The 12957-nt window shown below is 70.3% G+C and carries 8 protein-coding genes, 1 tRNA gene and 1 pseudogene; 5 read left to right on the top strand and 5 right to left on the bottom strand.

Going from position 1 to position 12957, the window contains the following annotated elements; translation table 11 throughout:
* Positions 1-14: 14 nt before the first annotated feature.
* From SPR02S_RS00595 to SPR02S_RS54850, 3 genes and pseudogenes are all read left to right on the top strand, one after another.
* Positions 15-365 carry a hypothetical protein gene (locus SPR02S_RS00595; protein ID WP_019054987.1) on the top strand — a complete coding sequence of 117 codons (351 nt, stop codon included), beginning with the start codon at positions 15-17 and terminating at the stop codon, positions 363-365.
* Entirely contained in the window at positions 362-2134 is a 1773-nt protein-coding gene (locus SPR02S_RS54855) for a recombinase family protein (RefSeq protein ID WP_019054986.1), read from the top strand. Before SPR02S_RS00595 ends, SPR02S_RS54855 begins: the two co-directional genes overlap by 4 nt.
* Positions 2135-2170: 36 nt before the next feature.
* Positions 2171-3133, top strand: a pseudogene (locus tag SPR02S_RS54850) (AMP-binding protein); the annotation flags it as partial.
* Between the two features lie 89 nt (positions 3134-3222).
* On the opposite strand, the gene SPR02S_RS00580 reads toward SPR02S_RS54850, so the two are convergent.
* Positions 3223-4443: an MFS transporter gene (locus SPR02S_RS00580; protein ID WP_019054984.1), complete on the bottom strand. Its 1221-nt coding sequence runs from the start codon at positions 4441-4443 to the stop codon at positions 3223-3225.
* A gap of 132 nt (positions 4444-4575) precedes the next feature.
* Between SPR02S_RS00580 and SPR02S_RS00575 the strand changes: the two genes are divergently transcribed.
* Positions 4576-5154, top strand: coding sequence for a TetR/AcrR family transcriptional regulator (locus SPR02S_RS00575; protein ID WP_019054983.1), 579 nt, complete (start codon positions 4576-4578; stop codon positions 5152-5154).
* A 51-nt stretch (positions 5155-5205) separates the two neighbouring features.
* Here SPR02S_RS00575 and SPR02S_RS00570 read toward each other — a convergent pair whose 3' ends face one another.
* Together SPR02S_RS00570 and SPR02S_RS00565 are read right to left on the bottom strand one after the other, a co-directional pair.
* The gene (locus SPR02S_RS00570; protein ID WP_086021574.1) at positions 5206-9714 is read right to left on the bottom strand and encodes a hybrid sensor histidine kinase/response regulator; all 4509 of its coding nucleotides are present in this window, start codon (positions 9712-9714) and stop codon (positions 5206-5208) included.
* 226 nt (positions 9715-9940) lie between these two features.
* A complete protein-coding gene (locus SPR02S_RS00565; RefSeq protein WP_019054981.1) occupies positions 9941-10444 on the bottom strand; it encodes an SSI family serine proteinase inhibitor in 504 nt (167 codons plus the stop codon).
* Between the two features lie 168 nt (positions 10445-10612).
* Between SPR02S_RS00565 and SPR02S_RS00560 the strand changes: the two genes are divergently transcribed.
* Positions 10613-10703 (top strand) — tRNA-Ser (locus SPR02S_RS00560).
* A gap of 63 nt (positions 10704-10766) precedes the next feature.
* Here SPR02S_RS00560 and SPR02S_RS00555 read toward each other — a convergent pair.
* Together SPR02S_RS00555 and SPR02S_RS62765 are read right to left on the bottom strand one after the other, a co-directional pair.
* Entirely contained in the window at positions 10767-12275 is a 1509-nt protein-coding gene (locus SPR02S_RS00555) for a site-specific integrase (RefSeq protein WP_019054980.1), read from the bottom strand.
* Entirely contained in the window at positions 12272-12799 is a 528-nt protein-coding gene (locus SPR02S_RS62765) for a helix-turn-helix domain-containing protein (RefSeq protein ID WP_019054979.1), read from the bottom strand. The genes SPR02S_RS00555 and SPR02S_RS62765 overlap by 4 nt, the downstream gene beginning before the upstream one ends.
* Positions 12800-12957 lie beyond the last annotated feature (158 nt).

Here is a 12957-nt window from a genome sequence, read left to right as displayed (position 1 = left end):
TGACCCACCGATACATGCCCGTATTCGCCTTCACCCTGCTCGCGGTAGGGCTTAGCGCGGGCGCTGTCGGCTTACTCGGCAACAACGACGACCTGTTCGGGACCGGCCTGTTCGTCGTCCTCACCGCCGTTCCTCTGACCATCATCCGCACTGTGCAGAACTCCCAGCGCGCCACCGACGACCAACTCGCCGACGCCGACCGCGCCGGATACAACCGCGCCCTCGACCACGTCGCCCGCGGCCTGCTCGACGCACCCACCCCGCCCGAACCGGGCAACCGGGAGGACCGCACCGAGCAGGGCGCGGGCAACGTGATCACACTGCGCCCGAACCTTGTCCGACGAGTCGAACGGAAAGCTCAGTGAGCACTCTGTACTTACCGCCCCAGTACCAGGGGTCGCAGGACACCGACGACCTATGGCTCGGGTACATCCGAGTCAGCACGTGGAAAGAGGAGAAGATAAGCCCGGAACTGCAAGAGTCAGCAATCAGGCAGTGGGCGGCCCGCACCGGGCGCTGCCTGCTCGAACCGATGATCGTCGACCTGGACGAGTCCGGTCGCCACTTCAAACGCAAGATCATGGGCGCCATCGAGCGCGTGGAACGCCGAGAGGCACGCGGCATCGCCGTATGGCGGTTCTCCCGGTTCGGCCGCAACCGGACCGGCAACGCCGCCAACCTCGCCCGCCTTGAGGCCGTCGGCGGCGAACTGGAGTCAGCCACGGAACCGGTCGATGCCCGGACCGCCGTCGGTGAGTTGCAACGAGAAATGATCTTCGCCTTCGGCAACTTCGAATCCAACCGAGCTGGCGAGCAGTGGCGGGAAACACACGAATACCGGCTTCAGCACCAGCTACCCGCGACCGGGCGGCGCCGGTTCGGGTACGTGTGGCACCCCCGACGCGTCCCCGACATGGACGCCGCCGGCGGGTGGCGCCTCCAAGACGAGCGGTACGTCTTCCACCCCGATCACGCCTCGATCCTTCAGGAGATGTACGAGCGCAAGCTCGCGAAACCAGTTCCCCAGGGACTCAACACCATCGCCCATTGGCTCAACGAAGAGGTGCAGGTCCGTACGCTGCGCGGCGCCCTGTGGAGCACGAGTTCGATCGCCCGGTACATGGACTCAGGCTTTGCGGCCGGATGGCTCCGCACTCACGACCGCGAGTGCCGCTGTGGGTACAGCAACGACCCGTCCATCAGCAAGTGCCCGTACAACCGGATGCTCTTTCTCCCCGGAGCACAGCCCAAGATCATCGAGTCAGAGGAATGGGAGGAGTACCAGGCACACCGGAAGCTAACCAAGAACATCGCGCCGCGCGCTCGCAAGGCGACGTACACCCTTTCGGGCATGCTCGCCCACGGCCGGTGCCGCCACCACATAAGCCACGCCTCGGACACCCGCAAGACGGGACAGGTCAACGGGTATTGGCTGGTGTGCACCCGGAACAAGCATGTATCCAAGAGCGCCTGTGCGAAGGGGATCAACGTCAAGCGCGAGCAGGTCGAAAACGAAGTTTTCGACTGGCTCGGCCGTGAGGGGATCGCCGCCGACATCGACGCCGCGCCAGCGACCCCCGGCGAGGACACCGCGCCGAAGGTAGACCCGAAGCAGGTTGCCCAGCGTCAGCGCGCCAACCTCACTCGCGAGTTGAAGACGATCGACGCCGCTATCGACCGGCTCGTCGAAGAGAACGCGCTCAACCCGAATAAGTACCCGGGCGATTCGTTTGAGCGGGTGAAGAACAAGTTCCTTGGCAGCAAAGGGAAGTTGCTCAAGCAGTTGGGCGATCTTGGCGAGGCCGTAGTGACGCCTGTCCGTGAGGACTTCCAAGAGCTGATCGTCGGCCTGCTCGCGGAGTGGGAATCCTTCAAGCCGATCGAGAAGAACGCGATGCTCCTACAGATCGTGCGGCGGGTGGTCTGCTACGACATCCGCGACGCCGAAGGCAAGCTGTTGTCTGTCCGGACCGAGATTCACCCCGTGTGGGAACCGGACCCGTGGGCGCCGAAGAAGGTATGCCGCGGACTGTTCGGCACGCGTGCTGACTGGTCGCCCGCTGAGCTGTGGATCAGGCCCGGCCTGATCGAGGCCGAGGTCGAGGCCGCCCTCGCGGGTGAGATCGAGGCGTAGCCACCGAGCCGCTTCTCTCCCCCTTTAAATGCACTGTTCCACGTGAATGCCTGGGGTTTGCCCCACGCTACCTTCATGACCGGCGTCAACATGCTGATGCCGGACCGCTTCCTCCAACCCGCCCCGCTCGCCGAGATGATCGAGAGCCAGCGCCCGACGCACGCGGCGGCCGTGCCCACCATCTGGCAGGGCCTGCTCGCCGAACTCACCGCCAAGCCCCGCGATGTCTCCTCGCTCACCCAGGTCACCATCGGCGGTTCGGCCTGCCCGCCCGCGCTCATGGCGGCCTTCGACGAGCTGGGCATGCGGGTCTGCCACGCCTGGGGCATGACGGAGACCTCCCCGCTGGGCACGGTCTCCCGCCCGCCGGCCGAAGCGGTCGGCACGGAGCGGGAGTTCGAGTACCGGCTGACCCAGGGCCGTTTCCCGACGAGCGTCGAGGCCCGCCTCACCGGCCCCGGCGGCGAACGGCTGCCCTGGGACGGCGAGTCGGCGGGCGAGCTGGAGGTGCGCGGCCCGTGGATCGCCGGCGCCTACTACAACGGCCAGGACGCCGAACCCCTGCGCCCCGCCGACAAGTTCAGCGAGGACGGCTGGCTCAAGACGGGTGATGTCGGCACCATCTCCCCCGACGGTTTCCTCACCCTCACCGACCGCGCCAAGGACGTCATCAAGTCCGGCGGCGAGTGGATCTCCTCCGTCGACCTGGAGAACGCCCTGATGTCCCACCCGGACGTCACCGAGGCCGCCGTGGTCGCCGTACCGGACGAGAAGTGGGGCGAACGCCCGCTCGCCACGGTCGTGTTGAAGGAGGGTTCCACCGCGGACTTCACCTCCCTGCGCGCCTTCCTCGCCGACGAGGGCAAGATCGCCAAGTGGCAGCTCCCGGAGCGCTGGACGATCATCGAGTCGGTCCCGAAGACGAGCGTCGGCAAGTTCGACAAGAAGGTGCTGCGCAGGCGGTACGCCGAGGGTGACCTGGACGTCACCAAGCTCTGACCGCCCATCCGTTCAGGCCGGTCCGCCGGGCAGGGCGCCCCACAGCCCCTGCCCGGCGTACGGCCACGTCATCGTCGTAGGAGAAGAACTCACCGCCGCCGCGCGCCCGTGGCCGTCGACACCCACCCGATCACCAGCCACACCCCCGCCACCACACACACCCCGCCCCAGCCCCAGTGGCTGAACGCCGGTCCCGCGAGGGACGAGGCGAGCGCGCCGCCCGTGAAGCCGGCGACGACGTAGGCGGTGTTGGCGGTCGCCGGGGTGGAGGTGGTGGTGAGGGCGAGGGTCTGGTTGGCGACGTGGGCGGCGACCAGGGCCGCGTGGACGGCGATCGCGGCCACGAACAGCGCCCACAGCACGTGCCCGCCCAGCCAGAACAGCGGCACGGAGACGGCCGCGAGCGCATACGCGGACCGTACGACCTTGCCCGCGCCGAACCGGTCGACGAACCCGCCCGCGAGCGGAGCCACCGCGCTGGCCGCCAGCCCGAAGAGCCCGAAGAGCCCGGCGGTCGCGGTCGAGAAGCCGTAGGAACCACCGGTGAGCAGCAGGGCGAGGGTCGTCCACAGGGCGCTCCACGCGCCGAACATCCCCGCCTGGCGCAGGCACGCGCGCCACAGGTCGGGCGAGCTGCGGACCAGGCCGGGCAGGGCCGCGAGGCCCGCGAAGAGCGGGCCGGAGCCGCGGCGCTTCTCGGACGGGAGGACGTACGCGGTGGCGAGGCCGAGGACGAGGGTGAGGGCGGCCGAGCCGATGAAGACGACCCGCCAGCCGTAGGCCTGGCCGACCAGGCTGCCCACCACGCGCGCGGCCACGATGCCGGTGAACAGGCCCGCTATGACGGCCGCGACATGGCGGGCGCGGTGGTGGGCGGGGGCGCGTTCGGCGACCAGTGGGACGAGGAGTTGCGGTACGACGGTCGCGGCGGCGGCGACGAACACGGCGACCGCGAGGGCGGCGGTGCCGGGGGCCGCGGCACCGGCGAGCAGGGCCGCCGTGGTGGCCACCGAGAGGGCGGCGACCAGGGGGCGCCGGTTCACGCGGTCCCCGAGCGGGGCGAAGAAGAGGAGACCGGTGGCGTAGCCGAACTGCGCGACCGAGGCGATCCAGGCCACCGCCGACGGGGTCGAGCCGAAGTCGTGGGCGATGAGGGGGAGCAGCGGGCCCGCGAGATAGATGTTGGCGGCCGTCACCGCGGTGCAGACGGCGATGAGGACGAGGAAGAGCCGGTCGGCGGCCGTGGGGACCGGCGCTCCCGTCGGGACCTGCACCGGATGCACCGGCTGAGCTGTGGTTGCGGAGGACATGAGCGGTAGGACTCCTTCGAGCCAGCTCTAGCAACTAACTGGTTGGTTGGAAGCTGGAACAGCATGCGGCACCCCGGAATTCCCTGTCAACCAAATAGTTGGTTACCGTCGCCCGCCGAGTACCCTGGCCCCATGGGAGTCAGAGACCCCGAGGCCACCAAGGCCCGGATCTTCGAGGCGGCGGTCGCCGAGTTCGCGCGGCACGGCATCGCGGGCGCCCGTATCGACCGCATCGCGTCCGAGGCGAAGGCCAACAAGCAGCTGATCTACGCCTACTTCGGCAACAAGGCGGAGCTGTTCACGCAGGTCCTCGGCAGGTCCATGCTCGACCTGGCCGTGCAGCTCCCCGTCGACCCCGACGACATCGAGGGCTGGATCGACCGCCTCATGGACTACCACGAGGCCCACCCCGAAGTGCTCCGCCTCCTCTTCTGGGAGGGCCTGGAGTACGGCACCGCCGAACTCCCCGACGAGGTCGAGCGCCAGCAGCACTACGCGTTCAAGGTCGCCGCCCTCCAGGACGGCCAGGACCGGGGTGTCGTGACCGACGCGATCCCGGCCCGCGACCTCCTCTTCCTGCTGGTCGCGATGGCTAACTGGGGTGTCGTCGTACCGCAGATGCGCCGCGTCCTGGTGGGCGCGGACGACCCGGACCGCGACCGCCTCCGCGAGTCGATCAAGGAGGCGGCACGGCGACTGGTCGCCAAGTAGCCCCGCCCGACGGCCAGTTGGCGGTCGTCACCAACTGAACCGTGCCGTGGGCTAGTTGGTACCGATCCGGGCGAGCAGATCGACGATCCGCGACTGGACCTCGGTGCTCGTCGACCGCTCGGCGAGGAAGAGCACGGTCTCACCGGAGGCGAGCCGAGGCAGGTCGGCCTGGTCCACCGCGGCGGTGTACACGACGAGCGGGGTGCGGTTGAGTTGCCCGTTCGCCCGCAGCCAGTCGACGATCCCGGCCCGCCGCTTGTGCACCTGCAACAGGTCCATGACGACGAGGTTCGGCCTCAGCTGCCCGGCCAGAGTCACCGCATCGGCGTCACTCGCGGCCCGCGCCACCTGCATCCCACGCCGCTCCAGCGTCGCGGTCAGCGCCAGCGCGATCTCCGCGTGCTCCTCGATCAGCAGCACCCGCGGCGGATGCTGCTCACTGTCCCGCGGCGCGAGCGCCTTCAACAGGACGGCGGGATCGGCACCGTAGGCCGCCTCACGCGTGGCCTGCCCGAGCCCGGCGGTGACAAGCACGGGCACCTCGGCGGCGACGGCCGCCTGCCGCAAGGACTGAAGCGCGGTCCGCGTGATCGGCCCGGTCAACGGGTCCACGAACAGCGCCGCCGGGAACGCGGCGATCTGCGCGTCGACCTCCTCGCGCGAGTGCACGATGACGGGCCGGTACCCGCGGTCGCTCAGCGCCTGCGTGGTCGTCACGTCCGGCGCGGGCCACACCAGCAGCCGACGCGGATTGTCGAGCGGCTCCGGGGGCAGCTCGTCGTCGAGCGGCTGCGGCCTGGGCGTGTCCGCGATCTCGACAGCCCCACCGGGCCCGTCCAACGGCTCCGGCCCCTCGGCGGCATTTTCGTCCGGTGCCCCTATGGCATACGACCGTCCGGCGCCCTCGGTCATCTGCGCGAGCCGCGACTGCCCGGCCATGGAGGGCTGCGGCTGCTCACCCTGCGGATGTTGCCGCGCCGCCCCGGGGGCACCGGTATCGGGCCGCGTCCCCAACTTCCGCCGCCGCCCGCCCGGTTGATGCGGCGGAGGCGTAGCGGTCGGCTGTTGCACCTGAGCGGCCTGCCGCGTGAACGGCACCCCCTGCCCCAACGTCCGCACACTGATCGCCCGCCCCTGAGTGGAGTTGGGGTCGACGGCAGCGGCGGCGGCCTCGGCGGGCAAGGGCTGCGCGGCCCGCGCGGCGACCGGGGTCCCGGGCGCGGGCGTATTCGGGTTGGCGTTCGGCTGCGGGTTCGGTGCCGGGTTCGGCGCTACGGCGGGTTCGGCGCCGGTCGCCGGTACGGGCGCCGGAGCCGCGCCGGGCGTACCCGCGGCCGGGTTCGGCTGCGCGGCGGGCAGTGCCTGCGGCGGCACCGGCCCACCGGACTGGCCCTGCACCGGGGCGACTTGACCGGGAATGCCGTGCGGCGAGACGGGCTGCCCCTGAGCGGGCGCGGCCTGACCGGGAATGCCCTGGGGCGGAATCGGCTGACCCGGAACACCGGGTGCTCCTTGGCCCTGGATTCCCTGCCCCGGGATTCCCTGAGGTGAGACCGGCTGGCCGGGAAGTCCCTGCCCCTGCACTCCCTGCCCCTGGATGCCTTGCGGCGAAACCGGCTGACCAGGGCCGCCCTGCCCGGGGTTGCCCTGCGCCGGGATCCCCTGACCGGGAACCGCCTCGGCCGGCAACGGCTGCCCCGCCGGGATCTGCCCCGGAGCGGGAAGACTCTGCGCGGGAGCAAGCTGCATGGCGGTACCGGGCTGCCCCCCGACCACCTGACCAGCGCCCGGTTGCCCAACTCCCACCTGTCCTACGCCCTGTTGCTGCCCCGCACCGACCTGCGCCGGAATCCCCTGCTGCCCCTGCCCGGCCGTACCCTGCGCCGGAACCACCGCACCGGGCTGCCCCTGTCCCTGCACCTCGACGCCGGCCTGAACCGGGGCGCCGGCCTGTACCGGCACCGACTCCGCGCCCTGCGCCTGAGGATGCGGCTGCGGCTGAGCAACAGCCCGACGCCGCCGCCCAGTCGGCGCGCTCGCGGGATGCGGCTGAGGCGGAGTGTGATCCTCGGACTGATCAACCGGAACGGCATCGTGCCGCCCGTCGTCACCGGGATGACCACTGGGAACCCCACCAGGAACCTGCCCAGGCACAACCGGAACCCCAGGCGCGACGGCAACCCCGGGCCCAACCGGAACCCCGGGAGCCTGCGCAGCCGTGGTCCCAGCCGTAGCCCCAGAGACCTCCGGCGTCCGATCGGCCTCGGCCGGCGGCAACGCGAACACCGTCCGCGCCCCCGCCTCCTGCGCCGCGGCCCGCTCGGCCGCAGCGGCCAGGGCCCGCCGCCGACGCCCGGTCGGCTGCCCGTCCTCGCCACCGGAGTCGGAGTCGTCGCCGGCATCGGCGGAGCCGCTCGCGGGCAACGCGGCCGGCAGCGCCTGCCGTTCACCGCCCACGGGCACGCCTCGCGGCGACACGGTGCCACCAAGTCCCGTACCTGAAGCGGCAGTTCCAGCGGCATGCTCCGCCGCCGTCATCACAGCGCCCTCGGAGACACCCCCGGACACACCTGGGGAACCGTCCGCGGAATCACCGTCGGCCGCCCGTCCACGCCGCCGCCCGGTACCGCTGGACGCACCTTCGCCCCCCGCTTCACCGGCCACCGCGACCGCCGCGGACTCATCGCCCGCCCGCCTCCTGCGCCGCCCAGTAGGCACCGCGGCCTCGCCACCGGAGCCGTCGGAGCCACCGGTGTCATCGGACCCCGGCACCTCGCTCTCCAGGAACGCGTCCACGGAGGACCGCCGGGCGCGCCGGCGTCCGTTGCTGGCCGAGGCGGGCTCGGGCAGGGCGAGTTCGGCGCCGCCACCGGTCGCGGCCGGAGCGGCTACGGCGCCGGCCCCGCCCCCGATGGGCACCTCCAGGACATACGCGCTGCCGCTCATGCCCGGCACGTCGTGCGTCTGGAGGACACCGCCGTGCGCCCGCACGATCCCGCGCACGATCGGCTCGTGCACCGGGTCTCCCCCGGCGTACGGCCCGCGCACCTCGATCCGTACGACCTCACCGCGCTGCGCCGCCGCCACGACGACCGTGTTGTCCATGTAACCGCCCGCCGACACAGGCGAGTTGCCGGTCGCGTCGACGCCCGCGACATCCGCGACGAGATGCGCGAGCGCGGTCGCGAGGAGAACGGGGTCGACCTCGGCCTCGATGGGCGGCGCGTGCACGGCGAACTGCACCCGCCCGGGCCCGATCAGTTCCACGGCCCCGTCGACACCGGCCGCCACGACGGCGTCCAGCATCACCTTCGTACGGGTGATGTGGTCGGCGCCGGTCTCCAGCCGCTGGTAACCGAGCACGTTGTCGATGAGTTGCGTGATGCGCGAGTACCCCGCCGAGAGGTGATGGAGCACCTGGTTGGCCTCGGGCCACAGCTGGCCCGCGTCATCGGCGGCCAACGCGGCCAGTTCCCGGCGCAGTTCGTCCAGGGGCCCGCGCAACGACCGCCCGAGCAGCGTGAGGAGTTGCTCGTGCCGTCCGGCCAGTTCGTCGAACCGGTCCTTCTCCCGCTCCCCGAGCGCGGCGTACCGCTCCTCGTTCGCGGCGAGTTCCTCCTCGTGCTGCTCCTGGAGTTCCTCGATCTCGGTGATGTGCTTCTGGCGCAGCGAGGTCAGCTCGGAGGCGTGCTCCTCGTCGAGGCGCTCCAGCTGGTCGCGGTGCTCCTTGTCGGCCGCGTCCTTCTCCTCGGCGAGCGAGTCGTAGGGCCGCCGGTCGGTGAAGGTCATCACGGCGCCGACGAGTTGGTCGCCGTCGCGCACGGGCGCGGTGGTGAGGTCGACGGAGACCCGGTCCCCGTTCTTGGCGAACAGCACCTGCCCGCGCACCCGGTGCTTGCGCCCGGAGCGCAGGGTGTCGGCGAGCGGCGACTCCGCGTACGGGAAGGGGGAGCCGTCCGCACGCGAGTGCAGGATGAGGGTGTGCAGTTCCTTGCCGCCGAGGTCGCTGGCGCGGTACCCGAGGATCTGGGCGGCGGCCGGATTGACGAGCACGACCCGCCCGTCCGTGTCCGTCCCTACGACGCCCTCGGCCGCCGCGCGCAGGATCATCTCGGTCTGCCGCTGCGAACGGGCCAGCTCGGCCTCGGTGTCCACGGTCCCGGAGAGGTCGCGCACGACGAGCATCAGGAGTTCGTCGGAGGTGTAGCCGTAGCCGTCGTAGGCCTGCTGGCCGTCCTCGAGGTTGGCGCTGGTGACCTCGACGGGGAACTCGGAGCCGTCGGTGCGGCGGGCGGTCATGCGGGTCGGCTTGGTCCGGCCGCGCGGGTCCATCGAGTCGGGGCGGCGCATGGAACCCGGGATGAGCCGGGAGTCGAACTCCGGCAGCAGGTCCAGCAGTCCGCGCCCGACGAGCGCGGTGCCCGGGGCCTCGAAGGCTTCGAGCGCGATGGTGTTCGCGTTGACGACGGTCCCGTTGGCGTTGACCAGTACCAACGCGTCCGGGAGCGCGTCGAGTATGGCTGCGAGGCGAGCAGCGCCTCGGGATGGCCTGCTGCTCACGAGACGCTTCCTCCCTGTTACCGCACCTTGCCGACCGCGTAGGCCATCTTGCCAACCGGCCCGCGACGTGTCACGCGAGGGAGTCTAAGGGCACTCCTTGTGCTCGCGGAGTGAGATGAGAGGGAGGTCGCACGCCGAAGTGACGTAGAACGTGTGACCGAGCACCCATACCTGCCGTCTTCAGTGGTTACGGCAGAGATCCTCCAGCGACCTCGGCCGGGATCCTTCAGCGGCCACGGCCGAGATCGGGCAGCAGCGGGACCATCCCGTTCCAGCGGGAGATCTCGCAGCCGTTGCTCCGGTCGTACGTGGTGTCGACGGGGCGTCCGGCCCAGGTGCCGGTGACATGGGCGGTGGCGGGGCCGCCGTAGAGCATCGTGCAGATGCTGTCCGGGGGCACCGGTGCGAAGGGGTCCTTCCCCCACTGGGTGTTGCGGCCGACGGCCGCGCAGGCGCCGGTCACGTCCGGGTGGGTGCCGCCGCCGGGGTGGCAGTACAGCTCGTGCGTCCCGTCGGCCGAGCCGCCCGCGTGCCGGACGGTGACGGTGAGGTGGTCGCCGCCGGACCGGTCCTCGTCGCGGACGGGCGGTGGCGCGAGGGTGTGGAGGGTGCCGGGGGACGCGGTGGCGGGCACCGCGGCCAGCGAGCCGACACCGGCGGCGGACGCGGCGGCGACCAGGAGGAGACGGAGCGGACGGAGCGGGCGGTGGAGACGGCTGACCTGGGACATGACCTGACTAACGCCCACCGCCCCCGGACGTTGCGGACACGGCGGCCGGCGACAACGGCTTTGCCCTGCGGCCCGCCCGCCTAGTACCGTGGGAGGCGATTGGTGACACCGCGCTCATCTGTGTCATCATCTGCACGCACCTTCCGCGCTCGCGCGGGTGGTTGTGCTGGAGGCGTCGCCTAGTCCGGTCTATGGCGCCGCACTGCTAATGCGGTTTGGGACGCAAATCCCATCGAGGGTTCAAATCCCTCCGCCTCCGCACCTTGACCAGGGAGTTCGGCCCGAAACGGCCGGGCTCCCTGAGTCGTCTTCAGAGCCATTTTCAACCCCCTGATGGCACGCTGATGGCACCAACCGCTGAAAGGCGTTTCTGGCGCGGAATGAAGGCGGCAATCCGGCGTGTGGCGTCGGCCTCCATCTCCTCGGCGACCACCGCGTACACGTCCTTCGTGAAGCTGACGGACGAGTGGCCGAGCACCTCCGAGACGAACTTGTCGTCGACCCCGGCGGCGATCAGCATCGTGGCCGCACCGTGACGCAGATCATGGAAGCGGATGGGTGGCAGCGTCAGCCTGAGGGCCACCTCGACCGCGGCCTCGGTCGTCCGGAACTTGAGGGCGATCCGCTTGAGCGACCACCCTTCCTTGCCCTTCGCGCGGATGTTGGCGTGCCGCTCAAGCAGGATCCGGAAGCGGCTCGACAGGTACTCGGCCTTCAGTGCTGTGCCGTCCTCGTAGCAGTAGACGCGCCCCGAGTCCTTGTACGCCTCGCCCCACTTCAGCCGCTCTTCGAGCTTCCGCTTGTGCCACGCCTTGTGGACGCGGACGGTCTCGTCGTCGAGCGGGATCTGCCGGTAGCCGGCCTCGGTCTTGGTGTCGTCGAGTTCGTCGTCCGACTGCGCCTGAAGGACGTGCAGGCGCTTCCGTTCGAGGCTCAGGTCCTGCTCCTCGGCGCCGACCAACTCGCCACGACGCGGCCCGTAGTGGGCATCCAGGTGGAACGCGGGATACAGCCGCTCCTCGGAGGCGTCGGCGAAGTCGAGGAAGTTGCCGCACTGGTCGGACGACCACACCATGACCTTCGCCGGGATGACCCCGGTCTTCTCCCACTGCTCGACCCGCTCGGCCGTCCACAGCAGGGGCTTCGCGCGGCCCTGCTTGCGCTTCCCGCCCTTCGACCGCCAGACCCCGTCAGACGGGTTGTCCGTCCGGATCTTCGACAGCTTCGACGCGTCCGCGAGCACCCCGTGCAGCACGGCGTGAACGCGGCGGATGCGGGACTCGGAGATGGGACGGCTGTGCAGCCGCTTGCCGTGGCGGGTCGCCCGGACCTCTTGCAGCCGGCGCAGGATCTCCGTGCGCTCGTCGCCCTCGTCGGGCCGGTTGATCTTCCGCATCGCGGCGTACAGCTCGCGGATGTGCTCGTCGTCCAGGTCGACGACCTTGATGTGGCCGAGGCCCGGGTTCAGGTAGAGGTCAATGGCCTCACGCTCGGCGTCCAGCGTGGACTTCTTCAGCCCCTCGCCTGTCTCTGCCTCCGACGTCCGCCACGTGTACCGGCGTTCGAGGTACTGGCCGAGCGTGGTCTTCCGCTCGTCGTGCGCTTTCGGGTTGGCGGACGTACCGAGCGCCTTCCCGAGCGCTTCCTTGCACGCCTTCTCGGTGTCGTACGGGCCGATGCGGGGCTGGCGACGATTCCCGCCCGCGGACTTCGGCGCCTCGTACCGGGCGTACCAGCCGCCGTGACCCTTCTTGCTGATGTTCGGGCACTGCTTGCCGAGGAGCCGTTTCGTCTCCGGGTCCCGGCATGAGCACGCCTTATAGGGCTTCACGTCTGATCGTCTCCCCCCTGCTCGGGCTCAAGCGGCTCCATCGGGATGCTTTCCATCAGCCACTGCAACACCTGATCGCTGCGCCCCCGGGCCATCCAACGGACCATGCCGTTCGGGTCGGCTTCCCACGCCGTGGGTGCCGGTAGACCGAAGGGGTCCCGCGGGTCCCCGAGGTGATCCGGGATGTAGGCGTCACCGCGAATCCATGCGCGGGCTGGCCCGGCATAGGTGTGCACCTCAGGCGTAACGCTGTACGAGTCGTTGCTGACCAAGTCGCCAGGTACCAGCAGATCGACGGGCGGCACGCCGAGCGCGTAGGCGAGCGCGAACAAGTCGTCGACGTCCACACGCCGTTCCCCGCGCTCAACGCGCCGGAGGCCCAACACGGGAATCGGCCGGCCGATGCTCTCCAGGCGTTCGGACAACTCCACGTACGTGATGCGCTGCCCTTCTCGGATGCGCTTGATGTTCTGTCTCAGGGTCTCCCCGGCCGGTCCGAGGGAGCTCTTCTGCTTCTCTGCCACCGTCGCAGCGTCGCATCAAAATGATGCCTGCACAAGATGCACTCGATGCCCTTGACGCACATTCCAGCCAAGGTGCAGGATGTATCTCGTGAAGCATCATTCTGATCGCTTGGTCGATCCGACCTGTGCCGTGCGAGCGCAGATCCCGGATCCCGACG

The organism is Streptomyces prunicolor NBRC 13075 (assembly GCF_000367365.1).
GTDB classification, from domain to species: Bacteria; Actinomycetota; Actinomycetes; order Streptomycetales; family Streptomycetaceae; genus Streptomyces; species Streptomyces prunicolor.
The sequence above is the reverse complement of the archived record's forward strand: the minus strand, read 5'-3'. Positions and strand labels throughout refer to the sequence as shown.

Excerpts from the sequence above, each read along its gene's own strand:
- SPR02S_RS00575 (WP_019054983.1), top strand. The coding sequence starts at position 4,576 with ATGGGAGTCAGAGACCCCGAGGCCACCAAGGCCCGGATCTTCGAGGCG.
- SPR02S_RS00565 (WP_019054981.1), bottom strand. The coding sequence starts at position 10,444 with ATGTCCCAGGTCAGCCGTCTCCACCGCCCGCTCCGTCCGCTCCGTCTC.
- SPR02S_RS00580 (WP_019054984.1), bottom strand. The coding sequence starts at position 4,443 with ATGTCCTCCGCAACCACAGCTCAGCCGGTGCATCCGGTGCAGGTCCCG.
- SPR02S_RS00595 (WP_019054987.1), top strand. The coding sequence starts at position 15 with ATGCCCGTATTCGCCTTCACCCTGCTCGCGGTAGGGCTTAGCGCGGGC.